This is a genomic window from Vibrio ponticus (genome assembly GCF_009938225.1).
GTDB lineage: Bacteria > Pseudomonadota > Gammaproteobacteria > Enterobacterales > Vibrionaceae > Vibrio > Vibrio ponticus.
In genome coordinates this window covers 1,064,056-1,085,231 of sequence record NZ_AP019658.1, presented here as the reverse complement: position 1 = coordinate 1,085,231, position 21,176 = coordinate 1,064,056, and the positions used below count along the sequence as shown (strand labels likewise).

The window sequence follows — 21,176 nt, the reverse complement described above, 5'->3', positions numbered from 1 at the left end:
TAACACTAATTCGTTGTTCATGCAGGTAGCCTTGCGATGCGCGTTTTGGGATCAACGTCGCTTACGACAACCTCTCTTGCGATAGCCCAGATATAAGCGATCATTTCTCTAGCGATAGCCACGACCACAACATTCCTATGTTTACCTTTTTGAAGTAGTCGTTGGTAACGTCGACATAATCGTTGCTGTGCTTGCCAAGCAATATCGACGATCTCCTTGGGGAGTCCTTCTTGCCGTAGTTGGAGCTCTACAGAGATATTGGCTTTATGCTTGTAGGTATGTGCACCCTCCACCAATAGTCGTCTTGCTCGACTGTTCCCGCACTTGGTTAAGCTGCCCCGTCGAGTTTTGCCGCCACTAGAGCTTTCGGTCGGAACGAGACCAAGGTAAGCCATTAGCTTTCTGGGATGATCGAACCGTCGTAAATCACCAAGTTCGGCGATGGTGCCTAGAGCGACCAGCAATCGCACGCCTCGCATGGCTTGAACCGCTTTGACCACAGGATAGTATCGCCAATTTTTTACCTGATGGAGCAGTTCATTATCGAGTCGCTGAAGCCTTTGCATTCGTTCACTGATAGTAATGATCATCTCTTGCAGAACGATCTGTTGGCTATGGTGAGGGAGGATGAGGTCTGTCAGCCACCGTAGATGCTTTTTAGACCAGTTGTCATTCACCGTTGCCTGAACATTATTGCGAAGTAGGAAGCCTTTGAGTTGGAACTTAGCGTCCTTAAGATCTTTCATGGCGGTTTCTCTGGCTCTTGAGAGATCTCGTATGGCTTCATCTTCGGCTTCTGGAACGTAGATAGGTGTGAGCTCTTCAGCCTTGAAGAGTTTGGCAAGCTTAGCGGCATCGCGCTTGTCAGTCTTCACTCGGTCACCAGGTTTTTTGGGGATGAGTGATGGCGCGACAACAAAGCAACAGTGCCCAAGGCTTGTGAGCAGGCGATAAGTCCAGTATCCGCATGGGCCCGCCTCGTAGACAAAATGAAAGGTAGCTTTAGGATATTTTGATTGGAGTTGCTGGGCCAATTTAACCAACGCCGACTTGTTAGATTTAATACGACCAAGTTGTTGCGGTTGAGCACCACGATGACCTTGCAGAACTGCGACTTGGATAAAGGACTTATGCGTATCTAAGCCAATGAAAATTATGCTATCGTTATTCATGCTAGCCTCCAAATTTAGTTGTTTAGTCACACTAATTATGGCTCTGGCTTTAAGCTAACCCACGATATTGGAGGCTAGCACCTCGTGGGGGGCATTATGTCTATGTGTAATTATACATTGATCGAGTAACCATATAGTGGTAGCATCCTTTGCGTAATGGTATTATCGTCTAATTGGCAAGACACCAGAAACTAAAAGTTTCTTTAAATCTGGAAATGCGGGTTCGAGTCCCGACAGTACCATTACACTCATTAGGTTCAATGATGGCAAAAAAGTCCCCTTATCTCCACAAACTAACAGATGAAGTTGGCGGTAGCATCCATAGTTTAAATACAATCGCTGTTTCACTCTCTCATTTATCAAATAGCACTACAACTCCAGCTGGTTTAAATATTACATGGAAGCCCGTGAATGTTGGTGGTGCATCCAAAAATGCCAGACGATTTGCTATTCGCTCATCTATTGTTTTTCATGCGGAAATGTTATTTGAGTATCTTTCAGAGTTAAGTAAAGACCCTTTTTGGTCTCCATCGGGGATAAATTTCAATATAGCATTGAAATCACAAGACTCTAAAGCCAAAAGGGTTTCAGCGTTTTGTAAAAGTATTCCTGGAATTGAAAGAGAGTGGGTCGTATTAACTGAATTAATGTGTCATTGGCGTAATAAAATTGTTCATGCTAAGTCTAATGCAAATATTTCATCTAAAGATAAACAATTTCTTCAAAGTAAATCTAATGATATTTATAAAGATTATTATCACTTTGATGTGGACAAAGCTATTTCAGACTTTCGTGCTGATAAAGTGACTTTAAAAGAAGCAACGACCCTCACTACGTTTTTGATCAAATGCTGTAATGCTATTGATGACCATTATTTAAACCTTGTAAATAATACGAAAATAGCGGATGTTATTTCTATTTTGAATAAAGAAAGAGATTTTGTTGTGTTAACTAAGCAATCAAAAGGTGAAAAAAGGACGCGACAAATCGAGAGATGGTTGGAAGTTAATTATAGTATTTTTAGTCCGGCACTTATCAAAGATCTAGTCGAACATTACACATAACACATATGAGCCTTCTGCCTGTCAATAGGCAATAACATCCTGTTGGCTGCGCGAGCAGCCAATGCTCTTCGAACAACAAAATTATCTACTTCGCTTTGTCATATCGGTCATCAAGCATTGCTTACGACAAACACATATAGAAGGTCTCTTATTGCGGTCTCTCCGCTGCCAACCATTATTGGTTGGGCCATTAGACATTTATCGGTTAACCCCAGCAGGCACTATTCAAAAAAATGGTTAAACAGTTGTTTTCCAGTGATCTTCAGGCTCAGTCAAGGTGTAAGCAACTTTGCTGTTCGTTGTTGTGGATGCGCACCAATGAAGCGGCTAATCAAAGCAAGAGGGCTTGGACTACCTGACACAACCGACCTTTTCGGGCTTAAATCCCAGTAAATTAGAGTCAGTGACGTGTTCTCACTCAGCACCAGTTAGACGTTCAGCTCACTTCACTGTGCGACTTATTGGGGTAAAAATCGTTTCTCATCAAACACCGTTTTGTCCCTCAGCATGAAGTAGACACATCGCCCTAGCTTATGAGCTAACGCTGATAGCGCTTTGGCTTTGCTCATGCGTTTTTGCAAGCGTTGAATGTATTTCTTGGCGGGTTCATTGCTCCTTAAATAAAGAACCGCTGCTTCGGAGAATGCCCATTTTAAGTAGGCGTTACCAATCTTGTTGCCGTTGGTTCCTTTTTGTTTACCCGCTGATTCGGCTTTGCATTTGACTAACCGTGAGTAAGAGGCAAAGTTTTGCACCGACGGGAAGCGTTCAATATTGCCAATTTCATACAAGATAGTGAGGGCGAGAATGCGACCAATACCAGGCACAGTTTGGATGAGAGTATAATCTTGAGCACTGTGCTGCTTGGCAGTTTTTTCAATAATGTGTTCGACGCTCGCCAATTCCTTGGTGTAAAAGGCGATGACATTTAAATCCATATCGATACTTCGATTGATTGAGGGCTCATCGAACTGATTGCGTACCTGTTCACGTGCGCACGGGTAGCGCAGCTGAACATTGTGGCTTTGCTGATTGTATTGGCTAAAGGTGTTGGCAACGTGGGCTTTGAGGTCAGCCCCATGGCGCATGATTTTGGTTCTTCGTCGTAGCAAATCTCGTGTTGCTCGCATGGCTCTAGGGTAAACATAGGCGATAGGGAAATGACCACCACGAAGCAGTGACGCAATTTTGAAAGAATCGATACGATCGTTTTTCGTTTTACCTCCGTGAATCGCTTTCATATACAGCGCATGACCGAGTACAAAGTCAAATGCATAATCAAGGCAAAGATCGCTAACCCAATACCAGCAGTGCATGCATTCGACACCAATGATGATGTTATCTTGGTAAGGCGTAATTAACTCAAGTAGCGCATCGGGATCTGCATCAATCTTCTTGTGTAGGACTTTATTGCCAAGTGAATCGAGAATACAGACGTAAAGTAAGCGCGCATGCAGATCAATGCCACAGTAATAGTTATGCTGGTTGTTATAGAATCTCATCGAGTCTTCTCCGTTTTGGGTTTCGTCGCCTTCCAGCTTAGTCGAGAGGCTAAGTTGGAGGAGAAGGCTCAATGAGTATCAAATTGTTCAAGAGTGATTCAGCACGCTTGGCATTTTTGGTTTGGGTCTAATTTAGTTATTACGGCGTCCAGTTTGAGTGCCTTGGTAGCGTGCTTCACACCTTAATTGGGCGTTAGCCTTCAATAAGAGTAACGTAATTAGCCAAACATTATAGCCAACATTTAATATGCATCTTTGTTAGTTTAAAGTACGTTACAGAAGAGTTTATAAACAGTGGTAAGGAGAACGCTAAATAATGGATTCAGAGATTTTCTTTTGCAACCAAACATACAATCGTAGCTGGCTAAAAGACAAAAAAAGCTCAAATGGTATTCAGTATAAGATTATTCAAGCTATTATGGATTTGGCCATTAGAAATGGTGGTGGAGTAATAACCCAGAAAGAAATGCTTGCCTACAGTCCAGAAATTGAAGAATACCTAGAACGAAGAAGTTTTCGCGTAGTGCCAGCCTCTGGAACCGAGATGACGGGCAACGGTCGGCGTATTCATCATGCAAAGTACTCTCACACCAAGAGTGTTGCTGTTCTATGGTCAGTTGTCGAAGATAAGGTTTACTTCACATTCGATGATCATGCACCTATAAAGTATCACAGAGCTATTTATTCTTTTCACCAATTACGGTTAGGTCGCCCTGTTTTTCCAAGGCGGTCGAAGTGTAGTCGAAAAATGAGAGAAATCCTCAAGAGCAAGAAACCTTGGATTTATAAAGGTATCGACCCACGTGATCGTTACTACTATTCCAAGTAGGCTAACACATATGAGCCTTCTGCCTGTCAATAGGCAATAACATCCTGTTGGCTGCGTGAGCAGCCAATTCTCTTCGAACAACAAAGTTATCTACTTCGCTTTGTCATTTCGGTCATCAAGCATTGCTTACGACAAACACATATTGAGGATCTCTTATTGCGGTCTCGCCGCTGCCTATGATTTGTCATAGGGTCAGACTAGGCGTCCCCCTAGACACATATCGGTTAACCCCATCTGGCGCTATTCAAAAAATAGTTAAACAGTTGTTTTCCAGTTATCTTCAGGCTCAGCCGAGGTGTAAGCAACTTTGCTGTTCGTTGTTATGGGTGCGCACCAATGAAGCGGCTAATCAGAGCTAGAGGTGAGTATGATGGGGTTGAATTAACAAACATCAACTATCTCCTGAGGGCATGAGTGACACTTTTGATAGTTTGGTGATTTAACATGACGACCAGCGGCGATTGATGATGAATAGATCTGAACAGTCAGTATTGGATATGCCGATAGTGATAGTGTGCTTAAGGTGATGTGATTATTTCTTTTATTCAAATCATAAAGTGATTCGAATAGCTAATTTTATCGAATCATGGGATACGTCAACTGACTAACCAATTACAGGTCCAACATATTTTATATAATTTGTTGCAAGAGGAATTGGCAAAGTAACTAACTTACTTTTACCTAAAACATATGAGTCGAGTACTTCTTGGATTAAGGCTTTTGGCTCTGCAGCCTGATTTGGGTACGTCCTGAAGATAAAAAGATGTCTCGTCCTAAAATACCTTGACAGTTTTATACTAAGCCAACTGCGTTAGCAGTTGGCTTTTTTCATGAACCTCATTTGGGGTTTTCATCCCGAGACTAAGATGCGGTCTCATATTGTTATAGATACTAATAGACTCTTTTACTAGTTGGTTGAGCTCTTTGATGTCTTGACACCTATCGAGTAGGAACTCTTGTTTTAGTATCCCGTTGACTCTCTCTGCTAACGCATTCTGGTAGCAGTCATACCCATCAGTCATGGATGGCTTTATGTGCCCACTTTTCAACTGCTCTTGATAAACTGTTGAGCAGTATTGAAGACCGCGGTCTGAGTGATGAATGCAAGAGCATCGATATTGACGTGCTTTTATCGCCTTGCGCAGAGCTTTTACAACATCTGTTGCTTTCATCTCATTACTCAACTCATACCCCATGATTTTTCGACTAAATGCGTCTGTCACAAGAGATAAATAGTGAACACCTTTATCCGATTGGACGTAGGTGATATCGCTGACCAATACTTCTTCGGGATGACTCGGCTTAAGCTCCTTCAGTAAGTTAGGGTGCTTTTGCATCCAGTGTCGGCTATTGGTTGTCTTTGTAAAACTGCGTTTTGGTCGAACAAGGAGTCTCTCATTACGTAAGTAGTCAAAGAGCGCATCCCGACCTAGTTTAATGCCTGCTTTTTCTAGCTTTGGCTTGAGTAAGAAATACAGTTTTCTTGTTCCAACTCGAGGCATATAACGTCGGAGCTCTAAAACCATTTGCTTTACGGGATCGAGCTTAATTTGACGGGCAGCTGCTCGCTTTTCTCTTTGGTAAACACTTTGTCTCGATATGCCACATAGGCGGCAAATTCTAGCTAAGCTGATCCCTTTCTGTTTTTGAAGGCTTCTCGCTCCTTGGCGAGATACTTTTTTCTTAGGCTTGTCCCATGCTCAGCGTCAAGAATATCAACCACTTCATTCAAGAACAGATTTCTTATTCGCTCATCTTCGAGTTCTTTTTCAAGACGTTTAATTTTTTGAGCGGGAGACTCACTAGGTTTGGTAGTCTCATGCATAGCGTTCTTCCTTGGGTTTTGCGTCCAATCCATTTTCCCGTGCTTCCTCAGCCAGGTTAAAACAGTTGAGCGACCTTGGATACCATAAATGGCTTGTGCTTGCTTGTAGGTCATTTCGCCTTTTTCTACAGCATCAACAACCTGCAATTTAAAGCCTAGTGTGTAATCACGCTGAGTGCGCTTAATGTAGAGTTTATTTGACGTGGTCATAATTCGTCCTCAATGTGTAAACACATTTCAGGACGGGACAAGAAATTGCCAAGAGCCCCAATTATATTTTGGGGCTTTTTATGGATTAAAGATGTTACTGAATTTGCGAGCTTAATTCGCCACCGCTTCAACCAATAGAGCTTGCTGTTGGTGTTTACGGTTGCGGTATAACACCGCCGCAACTGCTGGCAAGCTAAACGTGATAAAGCCAAGAATAAGTGCATACGCGCCAGTTTCTGCACTGATACCTGCCGGTACATCGAAGGATACGATGATAGTGATGGCGCAACTCATCAAACCCAGTGCCGCTACGAGCACCATACCTACTTTTCCGCCCGGAACACGAAATGGGCGCTCAAACTCTGAATGTTTGCGACGCGATACCAAGAAGCTGATGAAGATACAAATGTACATCACCATGTATAGCTGAGTCATAAGAATGTTTAGTAGCCACATCCCCTGGTTAACATTTGGTACCAAGATAAACACCAGAGAAAGAACACTGACGATAGCACCTTGCAGCAGCAACAGGGGTACTGGCGCTTGGTTTTTATTCTCTTTTGATAGCGCGATTGGCATGAAATTGTCTTTCGCCGCGACGTGTAGGCTCTTGGTTGGTGCGATGATCCAGTTGTTAAGGCTCGCAAGACTGCCGAAGACAATGGCAAGGGCAATGATTGGCAACATGAACGACATGTTTAGATCATCAAAAAAGGCTTTGAACGCGAGAATAACACCTTCACTTAAGCTTGAATGATCACTTGATACAACAGAAGAGATCGAAAGAGAACAAGCGGTTAGAGACACTAAGATCAACACGGTTGATATAATCAGTGCTTTCGGATAGGTCTTTTGTGGGTTGTCTACTTCATTTGCGTATGAGGTTGTAATCTCTAGCCCTGTTAGTGATAACACCACGGCGGTAAAGCCAGCACCAATGCCATCTTGAGAAAAATCAGGTAGCCAGTCAGATACATGACGTAGTGAAATATGTGATTCGCTCGGGTTGGTGTAAGCCCAGTAACCACCAAGCGCAATAATCAGCAATATAGGAAAGATTAAGCCCAAAGTACCAAATACATTGGTGATCATGGATGACAACCGTAAGCCGAATATATTCACTAAAGTCAGAGCCCAGAAAATGACGTTGATCATTACCAGCATGAAGATGTTGTTTTGTGCGAGTTCAGGAAAAAACGGGTATGTCCCTGTTGCAACAATGAATGAAATCAATGGTGGGTAATAGACGATATTTTCAGCGTATTGATACCAAACGGTAGCAAAACCGAAGTTTGGTCCGATGGTTTCCTTACCCCACAAGTAAACCCCACCTTGTTGAGGGTAGGTAGTGCTTAATTCTGCGCAGACTAGAGCTGTTGGAATGAAGAAGCAAACCCCAGCTAATAAGAAGAAAGAGATTGCATGACTGCCAAATAAGGCGGCGCCAGGTATGTTCCTTATACTGTCAACGGAGGTAACCGTAATCATAATGACAGAAAAAACACTCAGTTTGACGGCGGATTTGGCGATATTGCTCATTCGATACCTTTAGTTATCGTGACGCGTACTACACATAGGAAAAGCGCGTGCTACAAGTAAGACGTACGTATTGTAGGAAGGTGACAAACCGCTGGTATATAGCCAAAAATGGTATGTATTTACTCAAAAATGGAGAAAAAAGTTGAGCAATGATCTTTGATTGTTGTAAACGTTTGCTTTGGCGAAAATGGTGTAATTCTATTACAAAAAAGCATAATGATGGTTATGTATATAACAAATTATTCCGTCAGTCGTTTTGCATATTTAAAGACCGCGATAGGACTACGGGAGAAAGGTTAGACAACACAGAGAAAGTTAAAGGCAAGTTAAGCGTTAAACGGACAGATGCTTTATATCGCTAACAATCTGAATATGACATTTCATTCAACAGAGTTACTTGGCGTGAAACCTAAACTTTACGCTGTGTTGTTTAATTGCTCAATATCTAATGCTTAGTCGTTATCGGATCTTGAGTAAATATCCGCACTGACTGCATTGATAAACTTCTTTTATGCCCACTAGTTTTTGTAGAAAGGTGCGGTGGAGTCTTTGAAGCGATTTATGGTGTGTGCACATATTCTAGGTTCCTTATACCGGAGCATAAACCAATCAAGAAAACCCCAGAAATTCTCTGAACTTGATTGATTTTGATACTAATGATTGTTGCAAGATAACCGTACTGTTGTTCATAAAAGCGTATTCAGTAACGATTAAGGGAAGGCGATATTAGGCGTTAGATATTAATGTAAACAACTTATATAAAGTTAAATGATGGCGGAATAGATTTAACGACTAAAGCTAGATAATTGATTAGTAATAAATATATGTTTATATGTGCATTTGTGTCAGGTGATAAACAGTAGTTATAAGCATGAGAATGTCGCTGTAACTGACTGATAAAAATCCCATTTTGCTCGCACAGAATTCGATATAGTCAGGGTGAGTGCCTCTGTTGTGCTATTCTTTTGATTATTAAAGATAACGATAGATCGATGGTGGTGCCTGTTTATAAATGGATAAACATCATTTGAGTCGGTGATTTTTAATATTTCTAACCTCTAGCGTTAACTCTAAGTCACATCAAAAGGATATTGGTATGAAACTTAAACGCGAAGCGATGTTGGCACTATTAACATGCGGTGTTGCAGTTAATTCATTGGCTTCTCAGGAAATCTCAACATTTATCTATAATGGTGCCAATACCTCCGCTGCAGAATGGCCGTCTATCGCAGGGCTATATTATGAGTCGGTTGATGATCCCAATGTTTATGGTCAGTTTTGTACCGCCACGATACTAGACAATCGACATGTTATGACCGCAGCCCATTGCCTATATTACAATGGTAACTTAGATGAAGAAGTCATGGTGTTCACTTCGGTCGCCCCTCAACTCAACAGCAGTCGTCAATTTGCAAGTTCTGGCAAGGTGCGTGGTCAAGCGTTTTATATTCATCCTAACTATGTGGACTCATCTGATGCCAATGGCATAGCCTGGCCAAATGACATCGCGATCATTCAACTTGAAGAGGCGATGAATGTCTCTGCTTTTGACTACGTTGAGCTTGGACAATCGATGGATTCATTCAATTATCGTATTGACGGTGAGCCGCTTGTTGCCGTGGGTTATGGGGTAACTGAAACTGGAAGTAGTGGTGAGTTGTTAAAAACTCAACTCAATTATGAGCCAAGCTTTTCATGCGATCTAGGCGCTAGTGATTCACAGATCTGCACCTCTGGTGAATTCAATAATTCGACAAACGTGCGTAATGCAATCTGTAGCGGCGATTCTGGGGGACCGCTGTACTGGTTTGATGGTTCAGAATACAAGCAAGTCGGAATTTCGAGTTATGGTTGGATAGACTGTTATGAGTCGAGTTCGGATGATACTTCGGTATTCACGGAAGTTGCCGACTATTCAAGTTGGATAGCGAGCGTTATTGCTGGGAATGAAACACCAAATTTTACGGTTACGGCAGAGCAGCGTGATCAGTACGAGGGATCTGATGATTTCGGCGATAGGGATAGAGACCGAGCTTTTGAAGAGATAGACCGATTATTTTCAGTAAACGATTCGAGCGGTGGTAGTACGTCGTTGTTTATGCTCTTGTGCTTAACTGCGATTGGCTTTGCTCGATTATCTGTTAGATCGTAATGGTCACTTATATCCTCAGAGGCGCAAACGGCTCGTTTTCTTGCTGCGCATAACTACTTGTTTATCGTATTATCAAGTAGCGATAGATTGGAAAGCGAAGGTTCGAATGGCAAGTCAAATCAAAAAAGAAAGTAAGTTTAATGCGCTCTTGTAAGGGCGTTGTTAGCAACGGAGACAATGCCCTCTCGAGTGCTCTAGGTGCGCAGTCGGTGAAAGTTTGTGCCCAGGTTAAACATGATCAGTGAATCGCTTGCATTACTCGGCGAAATTTAGACGTATTCATCGATGTGGTGCATCTTTCGAACAACATTTTCGCCTTTAAATGTCTTTACCACGACATTGTCTTCATTGCGAATTTGGATTTGATTGTGCTGATTAAGCGAAGCACTTAAATGACCACCTTGGTTTTTCAAGCTTTGATCGATGAATTTAGTCGCAGATTTTAAGTCATGCTGGATATGGGGTTGGTAGATAGCATGTTCGATTTTCATCATCCGTTGATTCCTATCAATAAAACCGTACATCGTTCAATTTATCACCAGTCAAATTATTGGTCTATAGTACGTGGTTTACCTAGGCGATGTTTACTGTAAGCTTTTCAATACAAAAAAAGAACCCCGCACAAAGCGGGGCAGAAGGTTGTTGTATATGTCTAATGCCAAACTGACGTATGTTAAGAACGCGAGGAGTTATTCGTTAACTAAATTAAAGTTAGAAACAAAGTCTGTTTAGCGCCAATTTAAATATGCATTCTGTTGCTTTTATGTTCGTAAGTGTGATCCTTATTCAGGAGTGAATGGAAAAGCGATGAAACTAAAAAACGTTTGCGTGGTTAAATAATGAGCGCTTGAACGTTTGCGTAAAAATATGTGATGAATGTCTCGTATCTATCGCTATACTTGCCGCCCGGTTATGGGCAAAAACCCTACCAATACAAGCCGTCACATGGACGAGTGAATGACCCCAAGGACAGGACCAGCTGTTAATTCAATGCTTGTAAAGGTGATCTTAAGTGAATGTGATTTTTGGTTTAATCGGTATCCTAGTCCTAGTTGGATGTGCAGTGCTGTTGTCAGAGAGCCGTAAGGCGATCAATTGGAAAACAGTATCGCGAGCGATGCTATTGCAGGTTGGTTTCGCCGCCTTAGTTCTCTATTTCCCGTGGGGGCAAGTAGCGTTAGCCAGTTTAAGTGGTGGTGTTGCAAGTCTTCTCTCTTTTGCCGATGAAGGCATCAAGTTCCTTTTTGGCGATCTTGCTAATACTGGTTTTATCTTCGCTGTCCGCGTCCTTCCTATTATTATCTTCTTTAGTGCGGTTATCTCAGCGCTTTATTACTTAGGCATCATGCAACGTGTTATCGAGTTCATCGGTGGCGCTATTCAAAAATTCTTGGGTACAAGTAAAGCTGAATCTCTCGTTGCAACGGGTAATATCTTCCTTTCTCAAGGTGAATCTCCACTTCTTGTTCGTCCTTTCCTTTCTCGTATGACTCGTTCTGAACTGTTTGCTGTAATGGCTGGTGGTATGGCATCGGTAGCGGGTAGTGTACTGGGTGGATACGCAGGCTTGGGTGTCGATCTTAAATACCTTATTGCGGCGAGCTTTATGGCTGCCCCTGGTAGTTTGATGATGGCAAAGATCATTGTACCTGAACGCGGTACACCAGTTGATCAGTCAGACATTGAAATGGACAAAGCTCAAGACTCTAACGTTATCGATGCGCTTGCAAGCGGTGCGATGAATGGTATGAAAGTAGCCGTTGCTGTAGGTACCATGCTGATTGCATTTGTATCGGTTATCGCGATGGTCAATACGGGTCTTGAAAACTTGGGTGAGCTTGTTGGTTTCTCAGGCGTCACGCTGCAAGGTCTATTTGGTTACTTGTTCGCACCACTTGCTTGGGTTATCGGTGTACCATCAAATGAAGTATTGATGGCGGGTTCATACATTGGTCAAAAAGTGGTAATGAATGAGTTTGTTGCCTTCATTGACTTCGTAGAACACAAACAACTGCTATCAGAACACTCGCAAGTGATCATTACTTTCGCTCTGTGTGGTTTTGCTAACATCGGTTCTATTGCAATCCAGCTTGGTTCGATTGGTGTGATTGCTCCTGAGCGTCGTTCTGAAGTTGCCAACCTAGGTCTTAAAGCGGTAGCTGCCGGTACACTGGCGAACCTAATGAGTGCATGTTTAGCGGGTATCTTTATTCTGCTTTAATTAACCAATCAGTTTTGTTTAAGCGCCTTCATTTGATGGCGCTTTTTTTTGTTCCGCGGAAGGCTAATGAGGCTTGAAGGCGTGATTAACAACTTAAATGAGTCAACTCACTCATATCAAAGACGATGATTCAGCGAGAGGAGGCGAAACGCGCTTCTCTATTGATGACTTTAGCGACTTTTCCCATCCTCTAATAAATCTGACTGATTAAATCGGAAAACTATTGTTTAAGTCATTGTCTCGAGCCTTGATGTCGCTCATATTGTGCTTCATATACCTAAACGAAAGCTATTTTGAGAAGTACAGATATGGATAATTTGGTTAAACGATTTCTGCGTTATGTTTCTTTTGACACTCAATCAAACCCAGCTAACGCTGCATGCCCAAGCAGTGATGGACAATTTACTTTCGCCAATCAACTAAAACAGGAGTTAGTTGAACTCGGCTTAAGCGATGTAACATTAGATGCGAACGGTTACCTAATGGCTCGTTTACCAAGTAATGTAAACTATGAAGTACCAGCGATAGGTTTTGTTGCACACATGGATACTGCACCTGATGCATCTGGAGCGAATGTAAAACCTCAAGTGGTTGAAAACTACCAAGGTGGTGATATTGCTTTAGGAACTGGTGAGCAAGTTCTTTCACCAGTTCAATACCCAGATTTACATAAGTTACATGGTCACACACTGATCACGACAGATGGAACAACGCTTCTAGGTGCAGACAATAAAGCGGGTATTGCTGAAATCATCACAGCAATTGCAACGCTAATCGAAAATCCAACCATTCCTCACGGAGATATCTGCATTGGCTTTACGCCAGACGAGGAAATCGGTCGTGGTGCTAACTTATTTGATGTTGAAAAATTCGGTGCGCAATGGGCTTACACCATTGATGGCGGTCCTGTAGGTGAGTTGGAGTTTGAAAACTTTAACGCGACCAATGCTGATGTCATTTTCTACGGTAACAATGTCCACCCGGGTACAGCCAAAGACAAAATGGTTAACTCAATGAACATCGCTGCGCGTTTTCAAATGATGATGCCAGCAGAGGAAACGCCGGAGTGCACCGAAGGTTATCAAGGTTTCTACCATCTAAAATCTGCTGAGATGTCTGTGGCGAAAAGCGAACTCGGATACATTATCCGTGACTTTGAGCGCGATGGATTGGAACAGCGTAAAGCGTTCATGCAGCGTATTACCGATGACATAAATGCTAGCTTAAGCCGTGGTCGTGTTGAGCTAAAACTCACTGATAGCTACTTCAATATGAAGGAGATGGTTGAGCCTCATCCACACATTATTGAACTAGCAAAACAGGCGATGCTCGAGTGTGATGTAGAACCTTTGATTAAGCCGATTCGAGGTGGTACCGATGGTGCAAGATTGTCATTTATGGGTTTGCCTTGCCCGAATATCTTTACTGGTGGCTACAATTTCCACGGTATTCACGAATTCATTACGGTTGATGGAATGAAGCAAGCTGTTAGCGTGATAGTAAAATTGGCAGAAAAAACCGCTTTAGAATACCGTTAATCGCCTGAATGCTCTAGGATTTAGTAAGAGCCAGACTGGGAATCGGTCTGGCTCAATACTGAATTTGAAGGAGTATAAATGCGATTTCTTTTATTAATTGGGTCCCATCTTACGTTTGCTGCTGTGGGTTTCGCGTTAGGGATCTACGCTTTGCCTATTCTTACCCAGCCTACGGCACCAGCCGTAGAAGAGATACAAGACATCACCAAACATGCACTGTTTAACGCTGAATTTCAACGAGAGCGGCTAGACAGTGACTTTTTGCACTGGGGTGAAGGCTCAGTGGCGATCAGCGATACTCAAATCGTGTTCATGGGCGAGCTTGCACCAGGTCCTGATTACAAACTCTACCTATCACCGGTATTTATTGAAACCGAAGAGGCATTTGCTCAGTACAAAGATACAATGATTCAGATTGGTGATATTAAAACTTTTGACCGCTTTAGTTTGAATTTACCGCCGGAGGTTAATGTTTCTGAATACAACACAGTGATAGTATGGTGCGAAAGTTTTGGTGAGTTTATTACATCGGCTCGCTATAACTAACTCAACATTGAATGATTCAATGTAAACCAATAAAACTGCTTACAGGAGTAACTCGTGGAGAAAGTACAAGTTGTAATCGATTTTCTTCTTACTCACAAAATAGTCTTTTCTGTTTTAATTATCACTTTTATCTCGATCATCCGCCGGATTGCGTTGTCCAAAATACGTGGTGATGTGGCGTTCGTTTCTGAAGATCAACGCAAATGGATGTCGCGTACCAAAAACGGCTCGTTCACCACAATTGTTTTATTACTTTTTATTCTCTGGCAGTCCGAAATCAATGAGTTTGCACTGTCATTAACAGCCATTGCCGTTGCAGTGGTCGTTGCGAGTAAAGAAATTATTCTTTGTTTTACAGGATCAATTCAACGAGCGAGTTCGCGCTCATTTCGAATAGGGGATTGGATTGAAGTAGGCAAGCTGTGCGGTGAAGTGATAGAGCACAACATGATGGCAACCGTAATCCAAGAAATTGATCTTTACCATGGGCAGTATCACTTTACGGGTAAAACAGCGACATTGCCAAACAGTATGTTTTTTACTTATCCAGTTAAGAACTTAAATTTTATGAAGCGATTCGTGTATCACGATTTTTCGATTGTGGTACGTGATTTCGTCAACTTATACCCAATGCTGCCTGATTTGACTAACAAGATTGAAAACCACTGTCAGGATTTTATTGAAGTCGCAAGACGATACAACTCGATCATTGAGCGCCATGCTGGCGTCGATCTACCAGGTTCCGAACCGCATATTCATATTAATAGTACGGCAACTGGTGAGCAAAATATCCACATAATGATCTTCTGTCCAACCGATCAAGCTAACCATATTGAGCAATTGATTCGAGAAGATTTTATGGTGCTTTATGAGCAACGTTTTGTGGAGAAATCGAACGATATTTCATCACTTTAGATGCTTTTTAGACTAAAAACTCTAATTTTAGATAATGCTATCGTCATAACAAAAAATCCCAATGGAAGTTTGCTTTCATTGGGAGTACTGTGCGCCGACTTGCTTATATATCACTCTATGTGCTTATTAAAGCAAGTGAATTGATAATGAATAGTCAATTTGGCGCTGTTGAGAGAACAACCATCTCTAGTTAGAGGTGACACCACACGGAATGAATGGGGCGGCGTTTCTATTTGCAAGGCTTTATAAAAAAGCAAATAAAGAGAAAAAGCCCAACATGAATTTAAAATCGTTGTATCGCTTTATCGCGAGCACATCTGAAAACAGTTACATCAATGGCTTATGTAACGTGTTTTTAATGCTTTTACCGATCAGTTTGATTTCTGCTTTCTGTATGCTGGTAGGTAATGGTCTTACTGTTGTCGGTATGACGGCTCTTGCCGACAAAATTCTATTTACTAGTACATTGATTTGGAAACTTTTTCCAATTCTACTCGTTGTCTACTACTCGCAGTTTTTGGCGACTCTGCATAAGACATCTCGTACCAATGTCATCACTCCTTCTTTATTGATCTATGTGATTTTGGGTCACGAGTGGGGAATGTTGCATCCAGGTACTATGATTCCAACCAACTACCCACTTGCGATCTTCATCCCTTTATTGGTTAGTAAAACCACCCAAATTTTAGAGCGCAAGAAATTGTTTATGGAAAGTGATCTACCTAATGTGGTCGATCAAACCATCAACTTAGTGGGTGCTTGTATCTTCATGGTTGTACTCTATGCTGGCGCAGGTTCTTTGTTTAAAGGTTGGATTCAGTCTTTTAGCGAATTCGTACGTCTTATACCAAGTCTCGATGAGTACTCTTTAGGTGATGCTTTAGTCTATGAATTAGTCAGAAACTTGTTTTGGGCTATTGGTGTGAACGGACATATCATTCTGTCCCCAATTAAGAGTGAATTGTATGAGTTTACTCAGCAAAGTTTTGAGCTTTACCGTTCATTTGGCGTCGAGCTACCGATCTTAACCAGCAATTTTTATGATGTTTATGCCGGTATAGGCGGTTCAGGTAATACACTTAGTTTAGTGCTATGTATGTTGTTCTTTACCAAAAATAAAGGTTATAGAACATTAGCGGTTGCAACCTTAGTACTGAGTATCTTTAATATCAATGAGCCGATATTGTTTGGTCTACCAATCATTTTCAACCCAGTGCTCGTGATACCGTTTCTATTAACGCCAATGGCTGGCTTGGTTGTCGCCTATTTTGCGACTTCAATCGGCTGGGTTGCACCGGTACAAACGTTTATCAGCTGGATGACACCTGCGTTTTTGAGTGGTTATCTCGCAACGGGTAACGACTTTGCAGCACCAATATTACAGTTAGTGATTGTTTTGATGGGTGTCGCGATTTATCTGCCATTTTTTAAGCAGATGGATAAAGTTGCTGGTATGAATGCCGTGTTTACTAAGGGACTCTCTGACAATTTCTTTAATTACCGCGATCTAGGCAATAGCCGATCGGTAATGGGGGTATTGCCGCAAATGAGTGCAAATCTGTCGGCTCAACGCGAGATTAGTCAGTTGCAGTCTAGTGGTGACTTCATACTTTACTACCAGCCTCAATATGATATGAGCCGAGGCTGTGTTAATTCGTTGGAAGTGCTAATCCGTCACCAAGGCTATGATGGTAAAATCACGCCGCCTTGGTTCTTGTCGAGTTTCGCTAAACTTGGTTTAACCTCGGAGCTCGATTTGTGGGTAGTGAAACAAGCTCTGACTGAAGTGAGCCCTCTAGCGGTTAATCCAACGTTCAAGGTCTCGATTAACATCTCACCAGACACGTTCTTGGTGGAAAATTTCGCCAGCATTGTGACGAATCTGATTGAAAAAAGTAGCTTATCTTTTGAACAAGTTGAATTTGAAATCACCGAAGACTTGCTGATCCAAGATGAAGAAAAGACTTGGTCGGTATTACAGCAATTACGAAGTAAAGGTATTCGTATTGCTTTGGATGATTTTGGTGCCGGCTACTCGTCAATTGGTTACTTGAGCCGTTATGAGTTCGACAAAGTGAAAATTGACCGCTCTTTAGTTCTAAACTTAAACCAAAAGAACGGTAAAGAGATGTTTAGTTTGACCAGCCAATTGGTAAGAACAACAGGGGCGGAAATCGTTGTTGAAGGCGTTGAGAAACAGGAAGAAATTGATTTTATGGTTGAACAGAACATTCACTTAATTCAAGGCTTCTATTTTTACAAACCAATGCCATTTAATGAGATTGTTGATAAGCAGATGTTCTGCCAGTAAACACTTTTTAATAACAAAAGAGGGCGAAAGCCCTCTTTTGTTATCTACTATTAACGTTACACTTTAGCGAATACTGGGTAACGTTGTTTTAGTTTGAGCGCAACGTTAACCAGTGCAATTAACACCGGTACTTCGATAAGTGGACCGATAACGCCTGCAAATGCTTGGTCTGAATTCAGTCCAAATACAGCGATTGATACGGCAATCGCCAGTTCAAAGTTGTTACCGGTTGCAGTAAACGCAATGGATGCGTTTTTGTCGTACTCAATGCCCATACGCTTGCCGACATAAAAGCTGACGAAAAACATCACTACAAAGTAGATTGCGAGCGGAATGGCGACACGGACTACGTCCATTGGCAATTCCAGGATCATTTCACCTTTCAGGCTGAACATTAAAACAATCGTTGCCAATAGTGCCACTAGAGTGATCGGCGAAATAGCAGGGATAAAGCGCTCGTTATACCAAGCTTCGCCTTTTGCTTTAACTAAGATTTTACGGCTCAGAAACCCAGCTAGGAATGGGATGCCTAAGTAAATTAATACACTCTCAGCAATATCAAGCATAGAAATGTCGACAGCAAAGCCCTGAAAGCCAAACAGTGGTGGTAATACGGTAATGAAAAGCCATGCCATAAAGCTGTATGTTACGATTTGAAAGGCGCTGTTGATTGCGACTAATGCCGCACCGTATTCTTTATTGCCACCACCGATATCATTCCATACCAAAACCATCGCGATACAGCGAGCAAGACCAATCAAAATTATGCCTACCATATAACCTGGGTGATCGCCTAAAAAGGTTAGCGCGAGAATAAACATCAAGATAGGACCGACAATCCAGTTCATAAACAAAGAGAGTTTGATAGCTTGTTTATCTTTTTTGACTTTACCGAGTAGGCTGTAGTCTACCTTCGCTAGAGGTGGATACATCATTAGGATTAAGCCAATCGCAAGTGGGATATTGGTTGTGCCAACCGACATGGCATCATTCCATTGAGCGATTTGCGGGAATAGAGCACCTAGCGATACCCCAAGCGCCATGGCGAGAAATATCCATAAAGTGAGGTAGCGATCTAAAAAGCCCATTTTCGGTGTTTTTATCTGTTGGGTTGAAGCATTCATAACGTTTCTCTTCGTTTATCGTCGAATGACGATGTGATAATGCAAAAAATTTTGAATAGTTTGGGGGATGAGCCCCAAACTAATCGTTATTACTGAGTGATCTGCTCGAAAAGACCAATAAACTGTTTTGTCGCATTTGGCGACACGCGATAACAGATTTTCGGCGGATTAGGCTCCGCGATAATAAAGCCAGCAGCTTTCAAGATTCTTAAGTGCTCTGACACGGTTGATTGTGCTAAACCTAACTGAGAGACCAAATCACTATTCAAACAACCGCCCATACTTTCAAGAACCAAGAGTGTTTTCAAAATGCGCACTCTAGCAGGGTGAGCCAGCGCTTTTGCTTGTGCGGCAAATTGTTGTTCGAGCTCTAGTTGAGTTGGTGTTGCATCCAATAACGATGCATCTGCTGCGTTACACTGTGTCATAGACTACAAAATAGTTAATCGTCGAATGGCGATATAATAGGGCGAAGTGTCGATTTGATCAAGTGATCTCTGAATCGTTCCTTCGAATTCTACAGAGGTGTGATGTTACCCCTGTACGTTTAAGATCGCAGATCTCGTTTTTCATCACGCTAAACCATAACACTTCATCTCCCAACAATGTCTAGTTAAATTACATTAGTAATAAAAACTAATATATAAGTTTAGTAAATAATAACAGCAACTAGTACTTATTTGTGTGTTTCTAGACATTTTGCCTAAGAATATATAGCTGAATTATTTTTTGAATATTAACCATGTTCATTAATGATGACATTTAATAATTATTGTAAGTTAAATGTGAAGTATGCCGCGTAAATAGTGAGAGTTGTAGATTAGTCTTACACCTGAGATTAACAATGAATAATAAACTTTTGATTCCTTCTTTGCTTGAACCTATTTATAAAACAGTTTAATTTTCAGCATTAGATTTGCTAAGACAAAAAAACGTATTTTGGCACAGCATAAATGGTTTAGAAAGGAATCGAACAGTATGAAAAGAGTGAGCAAATGCATTTTGTGGTTGTCAGGTTCACTGACATCATTTGCTAGTGTCTCTAGTAATTCTGCTGGATATATTACTGATTCTGGAATTCATATTATACCAATTATAGAGACAAAAATTGAGCATATTGATAATGTAGGTCGTTTGTCTGAGAGTGAATCGCTAGAATCGTCGACGGTGTCTATTCTTAAGCCTGGTGTGGTGTTTTTATCCAATAGAAATGGCAATCGATATGAATTAGCCTATCGGCTATCGTCAGGTAGCTATTTCAATAGCATGGATGACAGTTTTTTAGATCACTTTGTTATCAGTCATAATACAATACAGATAAATCCACGTAATAGTTTCCAGCTTAATTATGAGCTAACCAAAGGTCATGAAGAACGTGGTACGGGGTTATTAGCTGGAGATGAATTATCAAAAATCGCTACAGAACCTGTTCGTTATACCATTCACAATGTTGATTTTGGATACAGTTTTGGCTCCAAGGGTGCTAAAGGGAAGATTGAATCTGGGTTAAAGTATTTACGCAAAGAGCACATTAACTACCGAGAAATTAATAACGATGATTTAGCCCGCTATAGCACACGGTATAAAGATTTTGAACAATTAGGGGGGAGTTTGGCGTTTTACTATCGTTTATCACATAGTACGCAGTTAATTGCCCAACTAGAGCTATTTGATAAAAACTACAGCTTGGCTGAACCGGAAAACAATCAATCGCAAGATAGCTTTAATAGCTTCTACTACTTTGGTGCGGAGTGGGATGTCACTGGAAAAACGACAGGAAGATTACGTCTTGGTCTGCAAAATAAAGATTATGAATCGAGTGCAAGAAAAGACTTTAGTGGTTTGAGCTGGAAAGGGGATTTGGATTGGCGTCCGGCAGGACATTCAACCATATCAATTATGACAGGTATGGAAGCAGAGGACTCAGCGCAAGATTCGACATACCTTGACCGAATGAATTTCTCATCCCAATGGCAGCATTTTTGGCTCAGCTATTTTTACACTCGAGTAGGATTTTCTTTGAGTAAAGAAGATTATTCTGAGTCAGAAAGAAAAGACAAACTTAATAATATAGATGTTTCCATTGGATATAGTGAAACAGAGGATGCAGATATTTCTATGGGATGGAGGTATGAAAAAAATGATTCCACACTCAATTCAAATACATACTCTCAAAATGTGTGGTATCTATCTGCAAGCTTAGCTTTTTAAAGTAAACAATTCGGATG

16 protein-coding genes and 1 tRNA gene are annotated in these 21,176 nt (G+C 41.5%); 10 read left to right on the top strand and 7 right to left on the bottom strand.

The features are described 5' to 3' along the window. Positions 1-17 precede the first annotated feature (17 nt). Positions 18-1,172 (bottom strand): IS110 family RNA-guided transposase, encoded by a 1,155-nt coding sequence (locus GZN30_RS18985; protein ID WP_075650296.1) that lies wholly within the window; start codon positions 1,170-1,172, stop codon positions 18-20. 158 nt (positions 1,173-1,330) lie between these two features. Here GZN30_RS18985 and GZN30_RS18980 point away from each other — a divergent pair. Together GZN30_RS18980 and GZN30_RS18975 are read left to right on the top strand one after the other, a co-directional pair. Beyond that, positions 1,331-1,414 (top strand) — tRNA-OTHER (locus GZN30_RS18980). A 21-nt stretch (positions 1,415-1,435) separates the two neighbouring features. Next, a complete protein-coding gene (locus GZN30_RS18975; RefSeq protein WP_083627126.1) occupies positions 1,436-2,236 on the top strand; it encodes a hypothetical protein in 801 nt (266 codons plus the stop codon). A 458-nt stretch (positions 2,237-2,694) separates the two neighbouring features. Here the strand turns inward: GZN30_RS18975 and GZN30_RS18970 are convergent, their stop codons facing one another. After that, positions 2,695-3,738: an IS110 family RNA-guided transposase gene (locus tag GZN30_RS18970; RefSeq protein WP_075647785.1), complete on the bottom strand. Its 1,044-nt coding sequence runs from the start codon at positions 3,736-3,738 to the stop codon at positions 2,695-2,697. Between the two features lie 316 nt (positions 3,739-4,054). Here GZN30_RS18970 and GZN30_RS18965 point away from each other — a divergent pair, with 316 nt between their 5' ends. Next, a complete protein-coding gene (locus tag GZN30_RS18965) occupies positions 4,055-4,567 on the top strand; it encodes a hypothetical protein (protein WP_075647871.1) in 513 nt (170 codons plus the stop codon). A gap of 797 nt (positions 4,568-5,364) precedes the next feature. Here the strand turns inward: GZN30_RS18965 and GZN30_RS18960 are convergent. Next, positions 5,365-6,602, bottom strand: a protein-coding gene (locus GZN30_RS18960; protein ID WP_408646766.1) for an IS3 family transposase whose coding sequence is annotated in 2 segments (ribosomal slippage) — positions 5,365-6,228 and positions 6,231-6,602 — 1,236 coding nt in all. Because the reading frame shifts where the segments join, the coding sequence is not laid out codon by codon here. A 111-nt stretch (positions 6,603-6,713) separates the two neighbouring features. After that, complete coding sequence (locus tag GZN30_RS18955) at positions 6,714-8,141, bottom strand: APC family permease (protein ID WP_075652664.1); 1,428 nt, start codon at positions 8,139-8,141, stop codon at positions 6,714-6,716. A 1,096-nt stretch (positions 8,142-9,237) separates the two neighbouring features. Between GZN30_RS18955 and GZN30_RS18950 the strand changes: the two genes are divergently transcribed. Beyond that, positions 9,238-10,293 (top strand): S1 family peptidase, encoded by a 1,056-nt coding sequence (locus tag GZN30_RS18950; protein ID WP_075652665.1) that lies wholly within the window; start codon positions 9,238-9,240, stop codon positions 10,291-10,293. A 269-nt stretch (positions 10,294-10,562) separates the two neighbouring features. On the opposite strand, the gene GZN30_RS18945 is transcribed toward GZN30_RS18950, so the two are convergent. Further along, positions 10,563-10,787, bottom strand: coding sequence for a hypothetical protein (locus tag GZN30_RS18945; RefSeq protein WP_232060538.1), 225 nt, complete (start codon positions 10,785-10,787; stop codon positions 10,563-10,565). A gap of 518 nt (positions 10,788-11,305) precedes the next feature. Between GZN30_RS18945 and GZN30_RS18940 the strand changes: the two genes are divergently transcribed. From GZN30_RS18940 to GZN30_RS18920, 5 genes are all read left to right on the top strand, one after another. Then, positions 11,306-12,514, top strand: a complete 1,209-nt coding sequence (locus tag GZN30_RS18940; protein ID WP_075652666.1) for a NupC/NupG family nucleoside CNT transporter — start codon at positions 11,306-11,308, stop codon at positions 12,512-12,514. A 308-nt stretch (positions 12,515-12,822) separates the two neighbouring features. Beyond that, complete coding sequence (gene pepT / locus GZN30_RS18935) at positions 12,823-14,052, top strand: peptidase T (protein ID WP_075652667.1); 1,230 nt, start codon at positions 12,823-12,825, stop codon at positions 14,050-14,052. A 78-nt stretch (positions 14,053-14,130) separates the two neighbouring features. After that, positions 14,131-14,598, top strand: coding sequence for a DM13 domain-containing protein (locus GZN30_RS18930; protein WP_075652668.1), 468 nt, complete (start codon positions 14,131-14,133; stop codon positions 14,596-14,598). Positions 14,599-14,652: 54 nt separating this feature from the next. Continuing rightward, positions 14,653-15,513, top strand: a complete 861-nt coding sequence (locus GZN30_RS18925) for a mechanosensitive ion channel family protein (RefSeq protein WP_075652669.1) — start codon at positions 14,653-14,655, stop codon at positions 15,511-15,513. A 277-nt stretch (positions 15,514-15,790) separates the two neighbouring features. Continuing rightward, entirely contained in the window at positions 15,791-17,824 is a 2,034-nt protein-coding gene (locus tag GZN30_RS18920) for an EAL domain-containing protein (RefSeq protein ID WP_075652673.1), read from the top strand. 56 nt (positions 17,825-17,880) lie between these two features. Here GZN30_RS18920 and arsB read toward each other — a convergent pair whose 3' ends face one another. Both arsB and GZN30_RS18910 read right to left on the bottom strand, forming a co-directional pair. Then, on the bottom strand, positions 17,881-18,948 hold the full coding sequence (gene arsB, locus GZN30_RS18915) for an ACR3 family arsenite efflux transporter (RefSeq protein WP_075652670.1): 1,068 nt from the start codon (positions 18,946-18,948) through the stop codon (positions 17,881-17,883). Positions 18,949-19,037: 89 nt separating this feature from the next. Next, positions 19,038-19,376, bottom strand: coding sequence for an ArsR/SmtB family transcription factor (locus GZN30_RS18910; RefSeq protein ID WP_075652671.1), 339 nt, complete (start codon positions 19,374-19,376; stop codon positions 19,038-19,040). Positions 19,377-19,926: 550 nt separating this feature from the next. Here GZN30_RS18910 and GZN30_RS18905 point away from each other — a divergent pair. Then, a complete protein-coding gene (locus GZN30_RS18905) occupies positions 19,927-21,159 on the top strand; it encodes an outer membrane beta-barrel protein (RefSeq protein WP_075650978.1) in 1,233 nt (410 codons plus the stop codon). Positions 21,160-21,176 lie beyond the last annotated feature (17 nt).